The 21,131-nt window shown below is 64.3% G+C and carries 24 protein-coding genes; 17 read left to right on the top strand and 7 right to left on the bottom strand.

Annotated elements, in window-relative coordinates; genetic code table 11:
- The first annotated feature begins 137 nt into the window (after positions 1-137).
- Complete coding sequence (locus G6N73_RS11275) at positions 138-1,976, top strand: peptidoglycan L,D-endopeptidase MepK (RefSeq protein ID WP_165027602.1); 1,839 nt, start codon at positions 138-140, stop codon at positions 1,974-1,976.
- A gap of 99 nt (positions 1,977-2,075) precedes the next feature.
- On the opposite strand, the gene G6N73_RS11270 is transcribed toward G6N73_RS11275, so the two are convergent.
- Both G6N73_RS11270 and G6N73_RS11265 read right to left on the bottom strand, forming a co-directional pair.
- Complete coding sequence (locus G6N73_RS11270) at positions 2,076-2,639, bottom strand: GNAT family N-acetyltransferase (RefSeq protein ID WP_165027600.1); 564 nt, start codon at positions 2,637-2,639, stop codon at positions 2,076-2,078.
- A gap of 2 nt (positions 2,640-2,641) precedes the next feature.
- On the bottom strand, positions 2,642-3,301 hold the full coding sequence (locus G6N73_RS11265) for a TetR/AcrR family transcriptional regulator (protein ID WP_343044598.1): 660 nt from the start codon (positions 3,299-3,301) through the stop codon (positions 2,642-2,644).
- 179 nt (positions 3,302-3,480) lie between these two features.
- Between G6N73_RS11265 and G6N73_RS11260 the strand changes: the two genes are divergently transcribed.
- Positions 3,481-3,846, top strand: a complete 366-nt coding sequence (locus G6N73_RS11260; protein ID WP_165027598.1) for a VOC family protein — start codon at positions 3,481-3,483, stop codon at positions 3,844-3,846.
- A 64-nt stretch (positions 3,847-3,910) separates the two neighbouring features.
- Complete coding sequence (locus tag G6N73_RS11255; protein ID WP_165027597.1) at positions 3,911-4,447, top strand: GFA family protein; 537 nt, start codon at positions 3,911-3,913, stop codon at positions 4,445-4,447.
- 25 nt (positions 4,448-4,472) lie between these two features.
- Here G6N73_RS11255 and G6N73_RS11250 read toward each other — a convergent pair whose 3' ends face one another.
- Positions 4,473-5,114 carry a 2-dehydro-3-deoxy-phosphogluconate aldolase gene (locus G6N73_RS11250; protein ID WP_165027594.1) on the bottom strand — a complete coding sequence of 214 codons (642 nt, stop codon included), beginning with the start codon at positions 5,112-5,114 and terminating at the stop codon, positions 4,473-4,475.
- Positions 5,115-5,190: 76 nt separating this feature from the next.
- Entirely contained in the window at positions 5,191-5,964 is a 774-nt protein-coding gene (locus G6N73_RS11245) for an N-acetylmuramidase family protein (RefSeq protein WP_165027592.1), read from the bottom strand.
- A gap of 169 nt (positions 5,965-6,133) precedes the next feature.
- Here G6N73_RS11245 and trhO point away from each other — a divergent pair, with 169 nt between their 5' ends.
- The 10 genes from trhO to G6N73_RS11195 all read left to right on the top strand — a co-directional run bounded on the left by trhO (position 6,134) and on the right by G6N73_RS11195 (position 15,130).
- Entirely contained in the window at positions 6,134-7,060 is a 927-nt protein-coding gene (gene trhO / locus G6N73_RS11240) for an oxygen-dependent tRNA uridine(34) hydroxylase TrhO (RefSeq protein WP_165027590.1), read from the top strand.
- A gap of 105 nt (positions 7,061-7,165) precedes the next feature.
- Positions 7,166-7,900, top strand: a complete 735-nt coding sequence (locus G6N73_RS11235; protein ID WP_165027588.1) for a tellurite resistance TerB family protein — start codon at positions 7,166-7,168, stop codon at positions 7,898-7,900.
- Positions 7,901-8,078: 178 nt separating this feature from the next.
- Entirely contained in the window at positions 8,079-8,834 is a 756-nt protein-coding gene (locus G6N73_RS11230) for an SDR family oxidoreductase (RefSeq protein ID WP_165027586.1), read from the top strand.
- 293 nt (positions 8,835-9,127) lie between these two features.
- Entirely contained in the window at positions 9,128-9,973 is an 846-nt protein-coding gene (kynA, locus tag G6N73_RS11225) for a tryptophan 2,3-dioxygenase (protein WP_165027584.1), read from the top strand.
- A gap of 35 nt (positions 9,974-10,008) precedes the next feature.
- Positions 10,009-11,148, top strand: a complete 1,140-nt coding sequence (locus G6N73_RS11220) for an ABC transporter substrate-binding protein (RefSeq protein WP_165027582.1) — start codon at positions 10,009-10,011, stop codon at positions 11,146-11,148.
- Between the two features lie 206 nt (positions 11,149-11,354).
- Entirely contained in the window at positions 11,355-12,275 is a 921-nt protein-coding gene (locus G6N73_RS11215; protein WP_165027580.1) for a branched-chain amino acid ABC transporter permease, read from the top strand.
- A gap of 8 nt (positions 12,276-12,283) precedes the next feature.
- Positions 12,284-13,264 carry a branched-chain amino acid ABC transporter permease gene (locus G6N73_RS11210; protein ID WP_165027579.1) on the top strand — a complete coding sequence of 327 codons (981 nt, stop codon included), beginning with the start codon at positions 12,284-12,286 and terminating at the stop codon, positions 13,262-13,264.
- Entirely contained in the window at positions 13,257-14,006 is a 750-nt protein-coding gene (locus G6N73_RS11205) for an ABC transporter ATP-binding protein (RefSeq protein ID WP_165027577.1), read from the top strand. The genes G6N73_RS11210 and G6N73_RS11205 overlap by 8 nt, the downstream gene beginning before the upstream one ends.
- Positions 14,003-14,689 (top strand): ATP-binding cassette domain-containing protein, encoded by a 687-nt coding sequence (locus G6N73_RS11200; protein WP_165027575.1) that lies wholly within the window; start codon positions 14,003-14,005, stop codon positions 14,687-14,689. The genes G6N73_RS11205 and G6N73_RS11200 overlap by 4 nt, the downstream gene beginning before the upstream one ends.
- A 30-nt stretch (positions 14,690-14,719) precedes the next feature.
- Complete coding sequence (locus G6N73_RS11195; protein WP_165027574.1) at positions 14,720-15,130, top strand: RidA family protein; 411 nt, start codon at positions 14,720-14,722, stop codon at positions 15,128-15,130.
- Between the two features lie 5 nt (positions 15,131-15,135).
- On the opposite strand, the gene G6N73_RS11190 is transcribed toward G6N73_RS11195, so the two are convergent.
- The gene (locus G6N73_RS11190) at positions 15,136-16,335 is read right to left on the bottom strand and encodes a pyridoxal phosphate-dependent aminotransferase (RefSeq protein WP_165027572.1); all 1,200 of its coding nucleotides are present in this window, start codon (positions 16,333-16,335) and stop codon (positions 15,136-15,138) included.
- A gap of 82 nt (positions 16,336-16,417) precedes the next feature.
- Here G6N73_RS11190 and G6N73_RS11185 point away from each other — a divergent pair, with 82 nt between their 5' ends.
- From G6N73_RS11185 to denD, 4 genes are read left to right on the top strand one after another with little or no spacing between them, the layout of a single operon-like run.
- Positions 16,418-17,104: a GNAT family N-acetyltransferase gene (locus G6N73_RS11185; RefSeq protein WP_165027570.1), complete on the top strand. Its 687-nt coding sequence runs from the start codon at positions 16,418-16,420 to the stop codon at positions 17,102-17,104.
- 15 nt (positions 17,105-17,119) lie between these two features.
- A complete protein-coding gene (locus G6N73_RS11180; RefSeq protein ID WP_165027568.1) occupies positions 17,120-18,061 on the top strand; it encodes a cation diffusion facilitator family transporter in 942 nt (313 codons plus the stop codon).
- Entirely contained in the window at positions 18,058-18,267 is a 210-nt protein-coding gene (locus G6N73_RS11175; RefSeq protein WP_206078795.1) for a hypothetical protein, read from the top strand. The genes G6N73_RS11180 and G6N73_RS11175 overlap by 4 nt, the downstream gene beginning before the upstream one ends.
- Positions 18,268-19,233: a D-erythronate dehydrogenase gene (denD, locus tag G6N73_RS11170; RefSeq protein ID WP_165027566.1), complete on the top strand. Its 966-nt coding sequence runs from the start codon at positions 18,268-18,270 to the stop codon at positions 19,231-19,233.
- A 30-nt stretch (positions 19,234-19,263) separates the two neighbouring features.
- Here denD and G6N73_RS11165 read toward each other — a convergent pair whose 3' ends face one another.
- Together G6N73_RS11165 and G6N73_RS11160 are read right to left on the bottom strand one after the other, a co-directional pair.
- Positions 19,264-20,388 carry a HoxN/HupN/NixA family nickel/cobalt transporter gene (locus G6N73_RS11165; protein WP_165027564.1) on the bottom strand — a complete coding sequence of 375 codons (1,125 nt, stop codon included), beginning with the start codon at positions 20,386-20,388 and terminating at the stop codon, positions 19,264-19,266.
- 4 nt (positions 20,389-20,392) lie between these two features.
- Positions 20,393-21,058 (bottom strand): DUF1007 family protein, encoded by a 666-nt coding sequence (locus tag G6N73_RS11160; protein ID WP_165027562.1) that lies wholly within the window; start codon positions 21,056-21,058, stop codon positions 20,393-20,395.
- Positions 21,059-21,131 lie beyond the last annotated feature (73 nt).

Below are 21,131 nucleotides of genomic sequence, written 5' to 3'. Positions count from 1 at the left end.
TTCGGACGTCAGATTCACGCGTCCGGGCTTCAAATCCGGGGACAAACGGCTGAAGGCCTTTTGATTTGAATAGAACCGAGCCACACACGACCCGGCGACTCGTATCGACCGGCTGGCCGAAATGGCTTGCGGCTTTCATGCTCGCCCTCAGCTTTCTTCTGATGGCAGCGCCCGTCGCAAGCGCCGAAACGCGGACGCTGAAGCTTTATTTCATCCACACCAAGGAAAAGGCCGAGATCACCTTCAAGCGCAACGGGCGCTACGATCAGTCCGGCCTCAACAAGATCAACCGCTTCCTGCGCGACTGGCGCCGCAACGAGCCGACCCGGATGGACCCGCGCCTGCTCGACCTTGTCTGGGAGACCTACAAGGCGGTCGGCGCGCGCGACTACATCCACGTCGTTTCGGCCTACCGTTCGTCCGCCACCAATTCGATGCTGCGCAAGCGCTCCAAGGGCGTCGCCAACAAGAGCCAGCATATGCTGGGCAAGGCGATGGACTTCTACATTCCGGGCGTCAGCCTGAAGAAGCTGCGCGACACCGGCCTCAGGGCGCAGGGTGGCGGCGTCGGCTATTATCCGCGCTCGGGCTCGCCCTTCGTCCACATGGATGTCGGCAATGTCCGCCACTGGCCGCGCATGAGCCGCAGCGAACTCGCTTCCGTCTTCCCGAACGGCAAGACGCTGCACGTGCCGACCGACGGCAAGCCGCTGCCCGGCTTCGAGACGGCGCTGGCTTCCTACAAGGCGCGCAGCAAGAGCGGCGCAACGGCGCTGGCGCTTGCCAGCTCCAGCTCCAGCAGCGGCAAGCGCACCAATCTCTTTGCGGCCATTTTCGGCGGCGGCGCGGACGAGGAAGAAGAGAGCAGCGGCGAGGTCGCCGTCGTTGCGGCCGCAAGTTCGAAGGTCGAAGAAAAGCCCCAGGCCGCCAGGAAGGCCGTGGCCGAACAGCCGCAGCCGCAGCAGGCTGACAAGAAGCAGCTGCCGGGCATACAGATCGTCTCGCCAGACCAGGCGCAGCGCACCGAAATTCCGCAGGTCGCCGAGGCCGAAGAGCCGCGCGAGGAGACGCCCGAAACCATCATCGCCGCGCTGCCCGCGCGCAGCGTTCCGGTGCCCATGCTCGCGCCGCGTCCTGACAGCGAGGTCGGCCCGACCGTCGCCGCACTGGCCGAAGCCAAGCAGGTTCCGTTCGGAGCAGCCGCAGAGCCGTTGCCGGAGGAAGCGCCTGCCGCCAAGATCGAGCAGGTTCCGTTCGGAGTCGCAGCAGCGCCACTGCCGGAGGAAGCGCCTGCCGCCGAGGCCGAGCTTGCCCCTGGCATCCCGCTGCCGACGCGCCGTCCCGATTACGCCCCGCCGGCGGCGGTGCTCGCTAAGGCGGATGTCGCGGCCGCTCCGGTCCTGCTCGCCATGGCCTCGGCTGACGAGGGTCCGATGAGCGCCTTCGCGCCGCTGCCGTCCAGCCGTCCGAGCGAAGCCGAAGCCGTTTTCGATCTCGCGGCGGTTCCCGCCACACGGCCCGAGCCGGCCAGCACAGGCACGGTCGCGGCCGATTCGAAAGCCGCGCTTGAAGCGGTCATCAAGTCCAACGGCGCCCGTGTCGCTGCGCTCGCCACGACGGTTACGCCGCGTGCGGCCGTCGCCAGCCGTCCGGCCGGAACCGACGCGGCTTCGGCGCTGGATTCCGGCGTCAAGACGACACGCAAATCGCCGCGACCAAGCGCCCGCGACACCAAGCCCGATCCGAAGCCGGTGGTGGTGGCCGCGCAGCCGCAGGCCGCGCGCTGGGTGCTGCACAGCGACTACGTCACCACGGCCGGGCAGAACACGACCGCGCCGTCCTTCGCCTACAACATCGTGCGGACCGCGCCGCGCGCCGTCTATACCGCCGGCTTCCAGCAGGGCGACCAGGTCGCCGACGCCAACCGCTTCTCCGGCAAGGCCGTCAAATTTCTGTCGGTAGCCCGCTTCCAGTAGCGGCAACGCAAGCTGCAAGAAAAGCGCCGGTCTCCGGCGCTTTTTTGTTGGCTATGCTGACAATATACCCGCGGAACGTTTCGGTGCGATCGTGTGCAGCTAGCTTCTTCCTGAATCCTCGGAGATCGGCCTGATGCGCTCGAAAAGCAGCACCGGATTTCCGCGGTGGATCGCCTGACCGAACCGCTGGAATCCCAATCGGTCGGCGATCCGTATCGACGCGGTGTTCGTTGCGTGGATCATGCATACGGTTCTGCCTTCCTCGCCCCTTGCATCGAACCAAGGCATGATATCCGCCATGGCTTCCGAAGCTATGCCTTTTCCTTGATGGCGGTCATCGATTTTCCACATCGCTTCAGGCGCCCGGTCGAAGTCCTCGCCGACGCCACGACGGAATCGGGCGAGGCCTACCTCCGCGACGACTGTACCGGAAGTCCGCTCGATCGCCAGGAAAGGACCATAACCGAATACTTTCCAGTGCCCGATGAAACGGAGAAGCCGCGCCCAAGCCTCCTCTGCGTTCAAATCTCCCAACGGGCTCTGCCGCGCGGGTCTGTCCGGCGCGCCTGCCCAAAGCGCCGTGTATCCCTCGAAATCACCGGCAAGATGCGGCCGCAGCAACAGGCGCTTCGTTTCGATTTGCGTTCTTCCGTCACCAGCCACAGTCACCGCCTGCCATACGCCGCGAGGAACACGCGCACGCCTTCCGCGGCATGCCGGCGAAGCTCGGCCGGTTTCGGTATCGCCTCGTCACCCAGCAGCATGGCCTGGTTCAGCGGGGCGGACATGACCAGCCAGTTGAAATGGGAAGCGGCGAGCGCAGGGTCCTCGATCGTGAGCAGACCGCGTGCCGCGAGCCGTTCGAACATCGCCCCGAGCGCCGCCAATGCGCGCGCCGGCCCCCGTTCGTAGAGGACCCTGGCCAGTTCCGGAAAGCGGCTGACCTCGCCGATCACCAGGCGGCGCAACTGCATGATGCGTGGCGTCAGCACCACCTTCAGCTGTCGATACGCATAGTCGACGAGATACTCCGCCACATCGCCGCCTTCGTCGAGCTCGGCCACTTCGTTGCGCACAACGTCTCCCGCGTTGTCGGTCATCGAGGTCACGATCTCGATGAACAGCGCCTCCTTGCTCGAAAAATGCTTGTAGACGGTCTGCTTCGACACCCCGGAAAGCGCTGCGATCTCGTCCATATTGGCGCCGAGATAACCGCTCTTCAGAAACACCTCGGTGGCGGCGTCGAGGATCGCCTTGCGCTTGCGCGTCGAGCGGTTCGGGGCATCGGTCCCCTCCTGTGTTTTTGCTGAAGCCAAATCCGCCACGAAACCGCCAACCCCTGAATCAAAACTCCGATTGACTCTATGGTACTGGACAGTCTAGTTTTGTGCAACTACGGTACTGGACGGTCTAGTTTGCACTTGCCCCGACACCGGATGCAAGGAGAGGGGCGCGCAGACAGTCCGTGTCGCGGCTTCCCGAGAAAACGAGCAGGAGGACTACCATGCACATACAATTCGCCGAGCTTCCCGTATTCGACCAGGATCGCGCCAGGAAGTTCTACACCGACCATTTCGACTGCGAAGTCGCCGCCGACGCGCCGATGGGCAAGGATGGCTGGCGGTGGATCGAGCTAAAATTTCGCGGCGCCGAGACGGCATTGCATTTCGTCAGGCGCAAGGACGACGCACCGTCGGCAGAGCCGGTCCTGGTGCTGGTGGACGACGATGTCGAGGCGACCGTCAAATCCCTGAAATCGAAAGGCGCGGAAATCATCACCGAGCCGCAGGAGGCTCCGTGGCAGCCGGGTCGCACGGTTGCGGAATTTCGCGACAGCGAAGGCAACCGGCTGGTGATCGGCAGCAGATGACCATTGCTCGACGCATGCGAGAGGACATGGTCGCCTGTTTCACGTCGCGGAGAATGGCACAGAGATGAGCGGAACTACCATTATCGGATGTAGCTGCGGACGGACACGCCTGGAGGTGCTGGGAGCACCGATCCTTGTATCCGAATGCCTGTGCAACAGCTGCAGGGCTGCTGCGGATCGTCTCGCGACCCTCCCCGGCGCAAGGAATATCCTCACATCATACCGCGCGACGCCTTGTGCGGAATATCGCAAGGATCGAGTCCGGATCCTGTCCGGCGCGGAGCACATGAGTGAATTCCGGCTGTCCGCCGATTCGGGTTCTCGGCGCGTTGTCGCGACCTGTTGCAACACGCCGGTCTTCCTGGAGATGAAGGGCGCGCACTGGCTGAGCATCTATCTGCATCTCTGGCCGGCTGAGGCGCGGCCGAAAGCGGAGATGCGTACCATGGCAGGCGACCTGTCCGATGCTTCCAACCTGCCGGACGACATCCCCAATCTGAAAAGCCATACCGTATCCTTCTACGCAAAACTCCTTCGTGCGTGGATCGCCATGGGATTCCGGAATCCGAAAATCGAAGTGGTGGGGAAGATCGACGCCTGACGACGTCGAAATCGAGAACCTCCCGTTAGCCCTTGCGCAGTGTCGCGGCTTCCCGGGCCAAAGCTTCGATGGCGTCCCATTTGCCGGCCTTCACCAGATCGTCGGGCGCAACCCACGAGCCGCCGACGCAGGTGACGTTGGGCAGGCCAAGATAGTCTTTGGCGTTGCCGGCGCTGACGCCGCCGGTCGGGCAGAATTTTATGCCGCCGAAAGGCGAGGCCAGCGATTTCAGGAACGCCGCGCCGCCGGCCTGCTCGGCCGGGAAGAATTTCAGGAAGTCCAGCCCGGCTTCCCGCGCGGCCATGATCTCACCCGGCGTGATCGCGCCGGGCAGCAGCGGCACCTCGCTGCCGCCGGCGGCCGCCAGCAATTCGCGCGTGACGCCCGGGCTGACGATGAATTTCGAGCCGGCCGCCGCCGCCTCGTCGAACTGGCGCGCATCCAGTATGGTGCCCGCCCCGACGATCGCCTCTTCGACCTCGCCCGCCGCCCGGCGGATGCATTCCAGCGCATCCGCAGTTCGCAGCGTGATCTCGATGACGCGCAAGCCGCCGCGGGCAAGCGCCCGCGCCAGCGGCACGGCATCGGCGACCCTGTCGATCTTCAGCACCGGGATCACCGGCTGGCCATCGAGGAGCGACAGGAGTTTTTCAGTCTTGCTGGCCATGGGCGCCTTCTGTGCCGTTCGGGATTTCAGCCGGGATTAGCAGAAGCATCCCGCCAAGTCCACGAAAGCGGGCCGGTCAGCCTCGCCCGAGGAAGCTTGAAAATGTCCGAGCAAGCCTGTTCCAGAAGCGCGGCTTCACTGGCCTGACCGTCCGCGTCTGCGTCTGCGTCTTCGTCGGAATCGCCGTCGCCGGAAGCGCTTTCCTGGCAGGGCTTCTCGGGATCCTGAGCGCCGTATTTCTTTTCTCCGGCAAGGGCTCCCCGGATTCGGCACGGAAGCGGTGGTAAGCCGCTGCTAACTTCCTGTGGTAGCCGTAGCGCCGGTATTGCGGCCCGTTATAGCCGCGCGCGAAGGCCTCCCAGTCGCGCCGTCGCACCGCCGCCGTCAGTCCGGCCTTTTCGATGTAGCGCGCCATCAGCCGGACCTGCCCGGCGACGCCGCAGCGCGCCTCCGCCACCAGCGCGTCGACATCGGCATAGCCGAGCCAGGCCCAGTGCGCGCCCATCACCTGGCCGATGCCCCAGGACACGCTTTCGTTTGCGGCGCTTGCGTCGATCGCGCAGGCTTTTGCGAGGAGTGCCCAGCGTCCGGCTTGCGTCCTCGGATTGGCGACCGCGCCGGCCGCCGGCGAGGCGAGACCGTCCGCCCGCGCCCGCTGCCGGTTTGCCGGCGACAGCCGCCGGTCGAAATAATGGCCCTCGAAACGGATAAGCGGCTCGGGCCTGCCGCCGACAATGGCGAACCCCTTGCCGCCGCTCTCCACCTCGGCGATCGCCAGAAGCGCTTCCGGCTCCAGTTCGAGGTCGTTGGCGATGGCGGCGATTTCGCGTCTGGTTTCGTCGGTGAACATGCTCGGTGTATCCTTCCTTTTTGGCGTCAATCCGCGTGATTTTCGCCCCGCCCCGGCGGAAGTGAACAAATTCCGCGGTGTTGCACTGGCGCGCTGAAGCCAAGCCGCTGATTTCATGTGGATAAATCCGTGCCTTGAATTGCTCGCACGAGAGATTTATCCACACGCCATGGACACTTCGCCCGCAAATCCAGGCTTCCGCGTCGCCGCCCTCTACCGGTTCTGCCGGCTTGAGCGGTTCGAGGAACTGCGCGCGCCGCTCGCCGCTTTCTGCTGCGGCCGCGGCATCAAGGGCACGCTGCTGCTTGCCTCGGAAGGCATCAACGGTACCGTCGCCGGCAGCGAACAGGCGATTTCCGAACTCATCGGCTGGCTGGAGGCGATGCCGGAACTGGCTGGGCTGGAGATAAAGTACAGCGTTGCAGCCGAAATGCCGTTCCACCGCATGAAGGTCAGGCTGAAGCGTGAAATCGTCACCATGGGCGTCGAGGGCATCGACCCGCGACATGGGGCCGGGGCCTATGTCGCACCGGCCGACTGGAACGCGCTGATCGCCGATCCCGAGACCATCGTCATCGACACGCGCAATGATTACGAGGTGTCGATCGGAACCTTCCAGGGCGCGATGGATCCGCAGACGAAGAGTTTTCGCGAGTTTCCTCAATGGGTTGCGCGCCATCGCGATCAGCTCGAAGGCCGCAAGGTGGCGATGTTCTGCACCGGCGGCATACGCTGCGAGAAGGCCACCGCCTATGTGAAATCGCTCGGCCTCGAAGAGGTCTTCCACCTCAAGGGCGGCATCCTGAAATACCTGGAAGAGGTGCCGGCGGAAGAGAGCTTGTGGCAGGGCGAGTGCTTCGTTTTCGACGAGCGGGTCTCGGTTTCGCACGGGTTGGAAGTGGGGCAGTCGGAGCTTTGCCGCGCCTGCCGCCACCCGCTGACCGCGGAGGAACGCGTGTCGCCGAAATTCAGCGCCGGCGTCTCCTGTCCGCATTGTTATGACCAGCGTTCCGACGAGGATCGCGCCCGCTACGCCGAGCGCCAGCGGCAGGTGGAAATCGCGGAGAAGCGCGGGCTTCGCCACATCGGCAGCTGACCGGGGTCTCGTCGCGCGTCATTGTAATGTCGCGTTTTGCTGCCTACTTCCGCCGCACCGGAAACCGGCCCGGGCATGTGCCGGTGTCTTTGCTGGAGGCCTTTGATGTTCGATCCCAAGAAGCTGCTCGACGATCTGCTCGGCTCGAAAGTTCCGGGCACGGAATCCACTGTCCGCGACCATGCCGGCAGGGCGACGCAGATGGCCAAGGACAATCCGCTGGCCGCCGGCGCGCTTGTGGCGGTGCTGCTCGGAACAGGCGCTGGCCGGGCCGTTACGGGGTCGGCGCTCAAGCTCGGCGGCCTCGCGGCAATCGGCGGGCTCGCCTACAAGGCCTACCAGAACTACCAGAAGGGCAAGCAGCCGGCCGACGCGGCGGCCGAGCCCGAACTGCTGCCGCCGCCGGAGGATACGAGCTTCCATCCTTCGCAGGCTCCCCAGGGCGAGCAGGAATTCGCGCTGACGCTCGTGCGCGCCATGATCGCCGCGGCGAAGTCCGACGGCCATATCGATGATGACGAGCGCAAGAAAATCGCCAACAAGCTCAGCCTGTCGGGCATAGGCAGCGAGGCAGAGGAGTTCCTGCTTGCCGAGATCGAAGCGCCGCTCGACCTCGACGCGCTGGTGGACGCCGCCAAGACAGACGCCCAGAAGGTCGAGATCTACACGGCTTCGCGCCTGGCGATCGATCCGGATTCGCGGGCAGAGCGCGGCTATCTCGACATGCTCGCCGGACGCTTGAAGCTGCCGGATGCCTTGGTCGACCACGTTGAAGCCACTGTTACAGCGGCAAGCGAAGCGCCGGCCAAGCCAGCGACCGGAACCATCTGGGGCGCATGATTCGGCGTTAACTTTTCGTTAACCGGTCAAGCGCATCATTTTAATCAGTCGGATCGGCTCCTCCTCCTCCCAAGCTCGATCCAGATCAGGGGCGGTCGCCAATGACCGCCCTTTTTGTCGGTTGCCACATTATCCTTCATCTGCGATGCCATGCTTCTCTTCCAGGGAGGATTCTCGCATGCAGAACGGCAAGACCGCGATTGTCACCGGAGCCGGCACCGGCATAGGCAAATCGGTAGCGACGGCGCTTCTCAAGAATGGCTGGAACACGGTTTTCTGCGGCCGCCGCAAGGACGTGCTGGACGCCGCGGTCGCCGACGCCGGCGCCACTGAGGCCAAGGCGCTGGCGGTCGCCTGCGACATCACCATTCCCGAGCAGGTGGATAGTCTTTTCGCGACTGTTGTGGAAACGTTCGGCCGCGTCGACCTGCTCTTTAACAATGCCGGGATGGGCTACAAATCGACCACCATCGACGAGATCCCGGTCGAAGTCTGGAACGATGTCGTCGGCGTCAATCTGACCGGCTCGTTCCTCTGCGCCCGCGCGGCATTCGGCGCGATGCGGCGGCAGCAGCCGATGGGCGGGCGCATCATCAACAACGGCTCGGTCTCGGCCTACGCGCCACGCCCCGGCTCCGTTCCCTATACGGCGACAAAGCACGCGATCACCGGACTGACGAAGACGCTGGCGCTGGACGGCAGGCCGTTCGACATAGCCTGCGGCCAGATCGATATCGGCAATGCGCTGACCGACATGGCCCGGCCGATGACGGTAGGCGTGCCACAGGCAAACGGCACGATGGCTCCGGAACCGGTAATGGATGTTCAGCGCGTCGCCGCCGCCGTCGTCCACATGGCCAGCCTGCCGCTCGACGCGAATGTGCTGTTCATGACCGTGATGGCGACCAAGATGCCGTATGTCGGCCGCGGGTAGGCGTGTCGATATTCAGGTGATGCCGGCTTGCGAATGACGGCTTTCCGCGCTTCCGGTACTCGCGTACCTAAACGTACGCTCCGTTCCGGTACCCGAAATCCGCCATTTTGGTCGCTGCGCGCCCATCTACGATTCCAGCGCGGCTTGACCTGAATCTCAACACGCCATCGGGCAAACGTCACCAAGATATTTTAATCATAAAATTTCATGCTTGAAACTTTATGATCGTTCTGCAATTCTGGAGCAATGACTGACGCGAGGCGGCCGCGCGCCGCCGATCTGGGATACGCCGCATGACGCAGACAGGCACCCCCCATCCCGCCGCCCCCGAAGGCGCCCAGATGGAATTTCGCGGGCGCATGTCCTATGGCGACTATCTGCACCTCGAAAAGATACTCCATGCGCAGTCGCCGCTGTCCGGCGCGCATGACGAATTGCTGTTCATCATCCAGCACCAGACTTCCGAACTGTGGATGAAACTCGCCATCCACGAGATACGGTCGGCTTCCAAGGCTATCCACGAGGACCGGCTGCAGCCTGCGTTCAAGATGCTGTCGCGCGTGGCGCGGATATTCGAGCAGCTGACGGGCGCGTGGGACGTGCTCCGGACCATGACGCCGTCCGAATACACCCAGTTCCGCGGCTCGCTCGGCCAGTCGTCGGGTTTCCAGTCATACCAGTACCGGGCGATCGAGTTCCTGGCCGGCAACCGCAACGACGCCATGCTCAAGCCGCATGCGCACAGGCCGGAGGTGGTCGCCGAACTCGAGCAGATCCTCGCCGAGCCGAGCCTCTATGACGAAGCGCTGCTTCTGCTTTCACGCCAGGGCTTCGATGTCGGAGCGGACGCCACCCGCACCGACTGGCGCGCTACACGCACATCGAACGACGCCGTGCTCGCTGCTTGGCGGCAGGTCTATCTCGCGCCCGAAAAGCACTGGATGCTCTATGAACTGGCGGAGAAGCTCGTCGATTTCGAAGACTATTTCCGCCGCTGGCGCTTCAACCACGTCACCACGGTCGAACGCATCATCGGCCTGAAGCGCGGCACCGGCGGAACGTCGGGCGTTTCCTACCTGCGCAAGATGCTTGAGGTTGAACTGTTTCCGGAACTCTGGAAAGTTCGCACCGAGCTGTAAAACTTGGGAACATAAGAAATCAAAGGGAGAAGACCATGAAGAAGATACTTGCCGCTAGCGTGCTCGGATTGTCGCTCTCGGCATCCGGCCTCGCCTACGCCGAACCGGTCAAGGTCGGCATGATCACGACGCTGTCGGGCGGCGGTGCGGGTCTTGGCGTCGATGTGCGCGACGGCTTCCTGCTGGCGCTCAAGCAGGCCGGCAACACCGAGATCGAGGTGGTCGTCGAAGACGACGCGATGAAGCCGGAAACCGCGGTGCAGTTGGCCGACAAGATGATCCAGTCCGATCAGGTCGACATCCTGACCGGCATCATCTGGTCGAACCTCGCCATGGCTGTGGTGCCGAGCGTCACCGCGCAGGACAAGTTCTATCTGTCGCCCAATGCCGGTCCCTCGCCGCTCGCCGGCGCCAAGTGCCACAAGAACTACTTCAACGTCGCCTGGCAAAACGATTCGCTGCATGAAGCGGCGGGCGCTTACGCCACCAAGGCCGGCTACAAGAAGCCCTTCATCCTCGCCCCCAACTATCCGGCGGGCACCGATGCGCTGACCGGCTTCAAGCGCTTCTACACCGGCGAACTGGCCAACGAGGTCTACACCAAGCTCGGCGCCACCGACTACGCCGCCGAGATCTCGCAGATCAGGGCCTCCGGCGCCGACGCGGTCTATTTCTTCCTGCCGGGCGGCATGGGCATCGCCTTCATGAAGCAGTACGCCCAGTCCGGCGTGAACATCCCCGTCGTCGGACCGGCGTTCTCCTTCAGCCAGGACGTGCTGGGCGCGATGGGCGATGCCGCACTCGGGGTGAAGAACACGGCGCAATGGTCGCCCGACCTCGACAACGCGACCAGCAAGGCCTTCGTAGAGAGCTTCAAGGCGGAATATGGCCGCATCCCGTCGCTCTACGCCAGCCAGGGCTTCGACACCGCGAACCTGATCCTGTCGGCCGCCGCCAAGGCGAGCGTCAAGGACGCCGACGCCTTCCGCGCGGCGCTCGAGGCGGCCGACTTCAAGTCGACCCGCGGCGATTTCAAGTTCGCGCCCAACCATCACCCGATCCACGACGTCTATGTGCGCGAGGTGGTCAAGGAAGGCGACGTGCTGACCAACAAGATCGTCGGCGTCGCGCTCGAGGACCATCAGGACGTCTACGCGGCCGAGTGTAAGATGTAGCAGCACCTTCTCCCCGCTTGCGGGGAGAAGGTGCTGGCAGGCGCATGAGGAGCGGCAGCGACACCGGCAAACTGGTTTCACCGCAGACGCTGCCCCTCACCCTTACCCTCTCCCTGTGATCCTTCGACAGGCTCAGGACGGGGAGAGGGGGCGTTCGTCGCGCCAATTCTGTTTGTCCACCTCTGAAATCGAACAGGTTCCCCTTCTTGTCCACAGCCCTCATCATCGAGCAATTGCTGAACGGACTACAGTTCGGCGTCATGCTGTTCCTGATGGCGGCGGGGCTGACGCTGATCTTCGGCGTGATGGGGCTGATCAACCTCGCACACGGCTCGTTTTACATGATCGGCGCCTTCGCCTGCGCGGCGGTGGCGGCAGCCACGGGCTCGTTCTGGCTCGGACTGGCAGCAAGTCTTGCCGCCGCAGCGGCAGCCGGGGCATTGGTCGAACTCGCCGTCATCCGGCGGCTCTACGACCGCGACCACCTCGACCAGGTGCTCGCCACATTCGCGCTGATCCTGATCTTTTCGGAAGGCACGCGCTGGCTGTTCGGGTCGTTTCCACTCTATCTCGACATCCCGCAGGTGCTTTCGGGCGCGGTCGACCTGCCCGGCGGCGCACGCTACCAGCTCTACCGGCTGGCGATCATCGGCGTCGGCGTGCTGGTGGCGTTAGGGCTGTACTATCTTATCGCCCGGACCCGGCTCGGCATGCGCATACGCGCCGGTCAGTCGGACCGTGAAATGATCGCCGCACTCGGCGTCGATATAGGCACGCTCTACACAATGGTTTTCGCACTCGGCGCAGCACTCGCCGGCCTTGCCGGCGCCCTGGTCGGCGCGCTCCAGTCAGTGCAGGTCGGCATGGGTGAGCCGGTGTTGATCCTCGCCTTCGTTGTCATCGTCATCGGCGGCATCGGTTCGATAAAGGGCGCGCTCGTCGGCGCGGTGCTCGTCGGCCTGACCGACACGCTCGGCCGCTTCCTGCTGCCCAAGCTTTTCGCCGCTTTCCTCGGCCCTTCCGAAGGCGCGACGGTGGGCGCAGCACTCGCCTCGATGCTGATCTACATCGTCATGGCGCTCATCCTGGCGTTCAGGCCGAAGGGCCTGTTCCCGGCAACGGCATGAGCGGCCGGATGAGCCGCGAACGGGCAATCAACCTGCTGCTGGCGGGGCTGCTGCTCTCTGTACCTTTGGCGGCGCTAGCGCTGGGGGAGTTGTTCTACATCACGCTCGCGACTCGCATGGCGATACTGGCGCTCGCCGCCGTCGGCCTCAATTTCGCGCTTGGCCTCGGCGGCCTGGTCTCCTTCGGTCACGCCGCGTTCTTCGGCATTGGCGGCTATGTCGCCGGCATCTTTTCCAGCCACGCCTTCAACCAGACGCCGCTATTTTCCTGGCCGTTCGAGTTTTTCGGCAGCGACCAGATGCCCGCGATCTGGCTGGCGGCGATGCTGATCTCCGCACTGATAGCGCTGCCTATCGGCGCGATCAGCCTTAGGACGGCCGGAGTCTATTTCATCATGATCACGCTCGCCTTCGCGCAGATGATCTACTATTTCGCGATTTCCTGGCCGGCCTATGGCGGCGAGGACGGGCTTTCGATCGTTGTCCGCAACGGCTTTCCCGGTGTGAACACCGCCGTTCCGCTGATTTTCTTCCTGGTCTGCTACGTCCTGCTCCTGGCGGCGCTGGCGCTGTTTGCGCTGGTACGCGATTCGCGCTTTGGAGCGGCGCTCCAGGCCGGACGGCAGAACGAGACGCGCCTTGCCGCCGTCGGCATCGCGCCATTCCGGATAAGGCTCGCGGCCTTCACCATCTCGGCCGCGATCACCGGGCTTGCCGGCGCGCTGCTGGCCGATTTGAACCGCTTCGTCAGCCCGTCCATGCTGTCCTGGCAGATGTCGGGCGAACTGATCGTGCTGATCATCCTAGGCGGTACGGGACGCTTGTTCGGACCCGTCGCCGGCGCGATGCTGTTTGTTTTGTTCGAATTCGTGCTCGGCGGATTGACCGAACGCTGGCAGTTCTTCCTCGGGCTCATCCTGCTAGGCGTCGTGCTGTTCGCGCGCGGCGGCCTGATCGGGGTGCTCGCCGGAAAGGCTCGCCATGGCTGAGCCGGTCCTGTCCATCCGCGATCTCAGAAAATCGTTCGGCGCGCTGAAGGCGACCGACGGCGTCAGCCTCGATCTGCGGCCAGGCGAGATTCACGCGCTGATCGGCCCCAATGGCGCGGGCAAGACGACGCTGATCCACCAGATCGCTGGCGGCATTACGCCGGACAGCGGCGAGGTCGTTTTCCTTGGCGAGGACATCGGCGCGCTGGGCGTCGCCGCCCGCGCCCGCCGCGGTCTCGGCCGCAGCTTTCAGATTTCCTCGCTCGCGCCGGAATTTTCTGCGCTGCGCAACGTCATGCTCGCGGTCCAGTCGCGGCAGGGATCGAGCTTCCGCTTTTTCCGCCCGGTGATGAAGGACCGAAGCCTGACCGAGCCGGCAATGGCGATGCTGGAACGTACCGGGCTTGCCGCCCGCGCCAATGTGCCGGCGGCCGAGCTGTCGCATGGCGAGCGCAGGCAGTTGGAGATCGCCATCGCGTTGGCGCTCGGGCCGAGGGCATTCCTGCTCGACGAGCCGATGGCCGGCATGGGCCCGGAAGGCTCCCGGGCGCTGACCGCCTTTCTCGACGGATTGCGGCACGAAGCGCCGATCCTTCTGGTCGAGCACGACATGGACGCTGTCTTCGCGCTCGCCGATCGCATTTCGGTGCTGGTCTATGGCCGCGTCATCGCCACCGGCACCGTCGACGAAGTCCGCGGCGACGCGGAGGTGCGCCGCGCCTATCTCGGAGAGCGGCCGTGACGTTGCTTCAGGTCAGCGGGCTGGAAAGCTTCTACGGCGCCTCGCAGGCGCTGTTCGGCGTCGACTTCTCGGTCGGCCAAAGCGAGGTCGTGGCGTTGATGGGGCGCAACGGCATGGGCAAGACCACGGCGATCAGCTCGGTGCTCGGGCTGATCCGGCCGCGCGGGGGCAGGGTGCGCTTCATCGGCAAGGACATTGCCGGCATGCAGTCCTATCGGATCGCGCGGCTCGGCATCGGGCTTGTTCCCGAGGGGCGGCGCTGCTTTCCCAACCTGACAGTGCGCGAGAATCTGGTCGCGGCGGCTCGGCAGGGGCCATGGACGCTGACACGCCTAAACACGCTTTTCCCACGGCTGGAGGAGCGGCAGGACCAGTATGCGCATTCGCTTTCCGGAGGCGAGCAGCAGATGCTGGCGATCGGCCGCGCGCTGATGACCAATCCGCAACTGCTCATCCTCGACGAAGCCACCGAAGGCTTGGCGCCCGTCATTCGGCAGGACATCTGGGCGGCGATCCGGCGGCTGAAGGCGGACGGCCAGTCGATCCTCGTGGTCGACAAGACGCTCGCCGAACTCCTGCCGGTGGCCGACCGCTGCTTCGTGCTGGAAAAGGGCAGGACCGTGTTTTCCGGCAAGCCGGACGAGCTTACGCCGGAACTGCAGGATCGCTATCTCGGCGTCTGAGACGCCGCAAGCTGACGTTGGAGACATTCGATGACCGCCGATCCCGTCCACCAGGTGCTCCACCCGGCCAGTTGGAAAGCCGCCAAGGGCTATGCCAACGGTGTTGTCGCGGAAGGCCGGACCGTCTATCTCGGCGGTCAGATCGGCTGGACCGTCGACCAGGTGTTCGAGGCGCATGATCTCGCCGGGCAGACGCGGCAGACCCTGCAGAACATAGTCGACATCGTCGCGGAGGCCGGGGGGCGGCCTGAACACATCGTCAAGATGACCTGGTACGTGACCAGCAAGACGGAATATCTCGCCAATCTGCGCGAGATCGGCGAGGCCTACCGCTCGGTCATGGGCAAGCACTATCCGGCGATGGCCATGGTGCAGGTGGTGGCGCTGATGGAAGATGCCGCCAAGGTCGAGATCGAAGCGACGGCGGTTCTGCCCCGATAGCTCGCCTAAGCTGCCGCGGGCCGCGCCTTCAGGAAATCCGCCATCCTGTCCAGCGCGCGCAAAATGTTTTCTTCCGAATTGGCGTAGGACAGGCGGACATAGCCTTCGCCGAGCACGCCGAAATCCGGCCCGCCGATCAGCGCCACGCCGGCTTCCTCGAGCAGTGCGGATGCGAGCTTCTTGGCTTTCCACCCGGTCGCTGAGATATTCGGAAAGGCATAGAACGCGCCCTTTGGCGTGATGCACGAGACGCCAGGCAGGCGGTTCAGCCCTTCGACGACGACCTTTCGCCGCCGGTCGAAGGCCCGCATCATTTTTTCGACCTCGTCCTGCGGCCCGTCGATCGCGGCGATGCCGGCGTACTGGCCCGGCGCGTTGACGCAGGACCAGCAATTCACCGCCAGCTTGCGCACCTTGTCGTAGAGATGGCCGCTCTCGGCCGAGTTCGGCCAGATCGACCAGCCCATGCGCCAACCGGTCATCGCCCAGGTCTTCGACCAGCCGTTCAGCACGATCAGACGGTTGCGGATTTCCGGGAACTGCAGCAGCGAGCAGTGCTTCTCTCCGTCATAGGTCATGACGTCGTAGATCTCGTCGGAGAGGATCGTGACATTCGGATGCGCCGCCAGCCCTCTCACCAGCTTCTCGATTTCGGCGCGCGGCGTCACGCCGCCGGTCGGGTTGGCCGGCGAGTTGAGGATCAGGAGCCGCGTCCGGGGCGTGATAAGCGCCAGCGTCTCCTCGGCTGAGAACGCAAAACCGTTGGCCTCGCGCATCGGAACGGGAATAGGCTGGGCGCCGGTGAATTCGATCATCGAGCGATAAATCGGAAATCCGGGATCCGGGTAGAGAATGTCGCCGCCCGGTTCGCCGAACATCATGATCGCCGCAAACATGGTCGGCTTGCCGCCCGGCAGGATCATCACCGAGTCCGGCGAGACCTCGACGCCGGTCATCGCCAGGGTGCGGCGTACCACAGCTTCGCGCGTCGCCAGCAGCCCGTTGGCCGGCGTGTAGCCGTGATGGCCGTCGCGCAGCGCCTTGATCGCCGCCTCGACGATATGCTCCGGCGTGCGGAAGTCAGGCTGGCCGATGCCGAGATTGATGATGTCGCGGCCCTGGCTCGCCAGCGCCGTCGCTCGCGCCAGCACGGCGAAGGCGTTTTCCTCGCCGAGACGGTCGAAGGCCGCAATCGTTTGGAGCATGTTTCACATCCATCTGGTGCTTATGCCGCGAATGGGCTTTTGTGAACGTCCCGCCGGAAATGTCAACGGAATGGAGCAGCCCTTGTCGGACGATCTGAAGAATTGGCAGCCGCGACCGCGACCCGCGCGGGTGGCGCTGGAGGGCCGCTATGTCCGGCTTGAGCCGCTCGATGTGGCCAGGCACGGCGACGGGCTCTACGAGGCGTCGTCGGTGCCGGATGTGGCGGAGCGCTTCCGCTGGCTGTTCGATTATCCGCCGGAAAGCCGCGCCGCCTTCCAGCCCTGGCTGGAAAAATCGGCAGCGAGCGAAGACCCGCTGTTCTTCGCAGTCATCGACAAAGCCAGCGGCAGGGTCGCCGGGCGGCAGACGCTGATGCGCATCGAGCCAGCCCATGGCGTGATCGAGATCGGCAACATCTATTGGGGACCGCTTGTCTCACGCAAGCCGGCTGCGACGGAGGCGCAGTTCCTGTTCATGAAATACGCATTCGACGATCTCGGCTATCGGCGCTACGAATGGAAATGCAACAACGCCAACGAGCCGTCGAAGCGCGCGGCCGAACGCTTCGGCTTCCAGTTCGAAGGGGTTTTCCGGCAGAACCTGGTCGTGAAAGGGCAAAACCGCGACACGGCGTGGTATTCTATCATCGACAAGGAATGGCCTGCGCTGAAACGCGCCTATCAGGAATGGCTCGATCCGGCTAATTTCGACAGCGAAGGCCGGCAGATGCGGCGGCTCGAAGAGCTTCGCGCCAAAGCGGTCGCATAGCAGACGATTGGGTAGATGAGTCACGATCACAGCCAAGCGGGCCACGTTCATGGCGGAAGCGATAAAAAGCGCGTCCTGATCGCAGCCTGTCTGACCGGCGGCTTCATGGTTGCCGAAGCGGTGGGCGGCGTGCTCACCGGTTCGCTAGCGCTGCTCGCCGATGCCGGCCACATGCTCGCCGATTCGGTGGCGCTGGGACTTGCCTGGTACGCCTTCCATCTCGCCGACCGGCCGGCGACCGAGCGGCTCACCTATGGTTTCGGGCGCGTGAAAACCCTGGTCGCCTACACCAACGGAATGGCTATATTCGCTGTGGCCGTCTGGATCATCTACGAGGCCTGGCAGCGATTTCTCGAGCCGCCGCCGATTCTTGGCGGACCGATGCTGGTAATTGCGATCGCAGGACTGGCGGTCAACATTGCCGGTTTCGTCGTATTGAGCGGCGGCGACCGGAACAGCCTCAACATGCGCGGCGCCATTCTGCACGTGCTCGGCGATCTACTGGGGTCGGCGGCCGCCATCGCCGCGGCGGTCGTTATCCTGGCGACCGGATGGACCCCGATCGATCCGATCCTTTCGGTTTTTGTTGCATTGCTGATCCTTGCCACCGCCTGGAGGTTGATGCGCGAAGCTGCCCACGTGCTCCTCGAAGGCGTTCCGGCCAGCCTCGACCGCGACGGCATCGCCAGGGATATCGCGGCGCATGTCGCGGGGGTCCGCGAAATCCATCACATGCATGTCTGGTCGCTCGACGGCGCAAAGAACATGGCGACGCTGCACGCCTGCCTCGACGAAGGGGCGGATGCGCATGCGGCGGTCAGCGCCATCAAGCAGCGCCTCGCCGGCAGTCACGGCATCAGCCACGCAACGGTCGAGCCGGAATATGGCCGCTGCGCCGACGATCATCACGACCATGATGGGCACAAGCACCATCATGGTCAGGCGGTTTCGCGATGATGGACCGCAAGAACCGTAATACGCTGGTCGCGGCGGCAATCATTATGCTCGCCTTCGGTCTGACGGCGTTCTACCTGCCGGTGATCATGCTGGCGGTGGGCGAAGTGTCGACGATCGCGGCGGGGGCGGTGGCGATCCTGTTCGTCGCCGCTTTCTTCATGGTGTTCTGGCTGCGCGGCCGCAGCCAGCAAGGAAAGGGTGACTGAATGCGCATATTGATTACCGGAGCGGCCGGCATGGTCGGGCGCAAGCTCGTGGCACGGCTTTTACAAGACCGGCAGCTCGCAGGCCGGGCGATCGCGGCGATCGACCTTCACGACATCGTCGCGCCGGAAACGCCGCGGGCGGACGGAATTTCCGTCCGCGCCTTCACCGGCGACCTAGCCGCGGCGGGCGCTTCGGAAGCGTTGATCGCAGATCGTCCGGACATGATCTTCCATCTGGCCGGCGTCGTTTCGGGCGAGGCGGAGACGAATTTCGATCTCGGCTACCGGGTCAATCTGGACGGCTCGCGCGCTTTGTTCGACGCCATCCGGCTGGCCAACTACAAGCCGCGCGTGGTCTTCACCTCGTCGATCGCCGTCTTCGGCGCGCCGTTCCCGGAGGTCATTCCCGACGAGTTCCACCCGACGCCGATGACCTCCTACGGGACGCAGAAGCTGATGGCCGAGGCGCTGCTCGCCGATTATACGCGACGCGGCTTTTTCGACGGCGTCGGCATCCGGTTGCCGACAATCTGCGTTCGCCCCGGCAAGCCCAACAAGGCCGCTTCCGGCTTCTTCTCCAGCATCATTCGCGAGCCGCTAAGCGGGCAGGAGGCGGTGCTGCCGGTGCCGCGCTCGGTGGTGCACACCCATGCCAGCCCGCGCTCGGCTGTGGGGTTCCTGATCCGCGCGGCCGGCATCGACGGCGCGCTGGTCGGCCCGCGCCGCAACCTAACCATGCCGGGGGTCGGCGTGACCGTCGGCGAGCAGATCGAGGCGCTGGAGCGCGTGGCGGGTGCAGATGTCGTGAAGCTCATCCGCGAAGTGCCGGACGCAGCGACCTGGGCAATCGTCCAGAACTGGCCGACCCGCTTCGAAGCTAGGCGGGCGCGCGAACTCGGCTTTACCGCCGAGCAGAGTTTCGACGAGATCATCCGCGCGCATATAGAGGACGAACTGGGCGGCTGATCTTCTTTTTTCTTCCCTTGGGGAAAGGCGCTACGCGTTCAGGCTGGCGCCGAGCAGGGCCAGGCCGAGCAGGAACACCATGGCCGCGCCGGCGATCTCGATCGTGGCGTGGACGCGATTTCCGGCGCGGCCGTCGCCGGCGATGGCGACAGCCCAGTTCTTGGCGGTCACGGCGATGGTGGCGAGCACGGAGACGGTGATTGCCGTGCCGAGCGCCATGGCGAACACCGACAACACCCCGCCGGCCCAAAGCCCGTTCAGGAAGGCGAAGGAGAGCACGATCAGCGCGCCTGAGCAGGGGCGGAGGCCCACCGCGGCGACGGCCGACCAGGCGGTCTTCCAGTTGAAGCGGTCGCCCGAGATCATCGCGGGGTCGGGCGCATGAGAATGGCCGCAGGTGGCGCAGACCTCGCCCGCCGAGTGGGAATGCGAATGAGCTGCGTGATCGTGAGAATGGGCGGCGTGCGAATCGGCAGCGTGATCGTGAGAATGATCGTGATGTGCATGATCGTGCGAGCAGGTGTGATCGTGGACGTGATCATGCCCGGAATGCCCATGCGCATGGGCCGCTGAAAGGCTGCGCACCGGATTGCCGCGGAACAGGCCGACAATCCGCGGCCCTGCTTTCCGCCACAGGAGCCATGCGCCGAAGAGCGTGATCAGCGCGTAGCTGGCGACCTCCAGGAACCAGGTTGCGTCGGTCATCGAAACCGCCGTGCCGCGCAACACCAGGAACACCAGCGCCATCACCACGATTGCGGTCAGCGCCTGCAGGAAGGCTGACACGAAGGACAGCATGATGCCGCGCCTGAGCGCCACTTCATTGGCCAGCATGTAGGACGAAATCACCGCCTTGCCGTGGCCGGGGCCGGCGGCGTGGAAAATGCCGTATGCGAAGGACAGGCCGACGAGCAGCCAGACCTGGCCGCCATCCTCGCGCATTCCCTTCAGCGCGCCGGTCAGCGAGCGGTAAAAACCCTGCTGCTGGACGTTGATCCAGTTCATCCAGCCGGCGAACAGGCCGGTGGAGGGCGCAACGGCTTCATTGGCGCCAATGCCGAGCGAGCTTTGCGCATGGGCATGGCCGAGGAAATGGGTGAGCACATAGGTCAGAGCGAGGATTGCGAAAACGATGCGCGTCGCGGTCTTGTTCACGAGATCATCCTTCAGCCTGGCAGTCGAGTTCGAGCCTTGTGGCGAAGATCTTGCTCAGATCGGTGCCGGATGGATCGTTGAAGAATGCGTCTGTGAGATTGCTCTGGTTCTGCGCAATCGCCTCGTCCGGGTCGGGGCGGATGACGCTGCGCTTGCAGGTCGCCGGCAGATCGTTCACCGCCATGTTCTCGTCCTCCACGAAATCGATCGCGGTGTAGAAGGTCGGATCGTAGATGCCGAAATCCACCTTGCCCTCGAGCTTCAGAGGTTCCTTCGGCTCAGATTCGAACAGGATGATCAACTGGTCGGCCTCGTAATTGGCGATCAGCATGGGCGGCGGCTTCATCGAGACGTCCTTGCCGTCGGCGGTGACGAGCTGGAAGTAGTCGTATTCGGCCAGCGAGGAGTAGACCGTGTTGGAAACGTCCTGCAGCTCGGCATCGTCGAGCTTCAGATCGGCGTTCTTGTCGAACTCCATCAGCACGGTCGAGGAGAACAGGTCGTCGAAGCGCCAGAGATGGCGCAGCGACTTGACGGTCTTGTCGGGGTTCAACATCACATCCAGTCGCGCTTCGGCGAAGACGTGCGGATGGACGCGGACGGGCGCCGAAGAGCCGAGAACCATGGCAAGCGCCGAAGCCAGAATCGCTGCTCGCTTTTTCAGATGCATTGCCTGTTCCTGTGAAGATAGAGCCACGGAGAGTTATCATAAACCCGGCGAAATTGGGACCGGCGCCGGCACA

The organism is Allomesorhizobium camelthorni, assembly GCF_011045125.1.
Classification (GTDB): Bacteria; Pseudomonadota; Alphaproteobacteria; order Rhizobiales; family Rhizobiaceae; genus Allomesorhizobium; species Allomesorhizobium camelthorni.
This window is presented reverse-complemented; position numbering and strand designations above follow the sequence as displayed.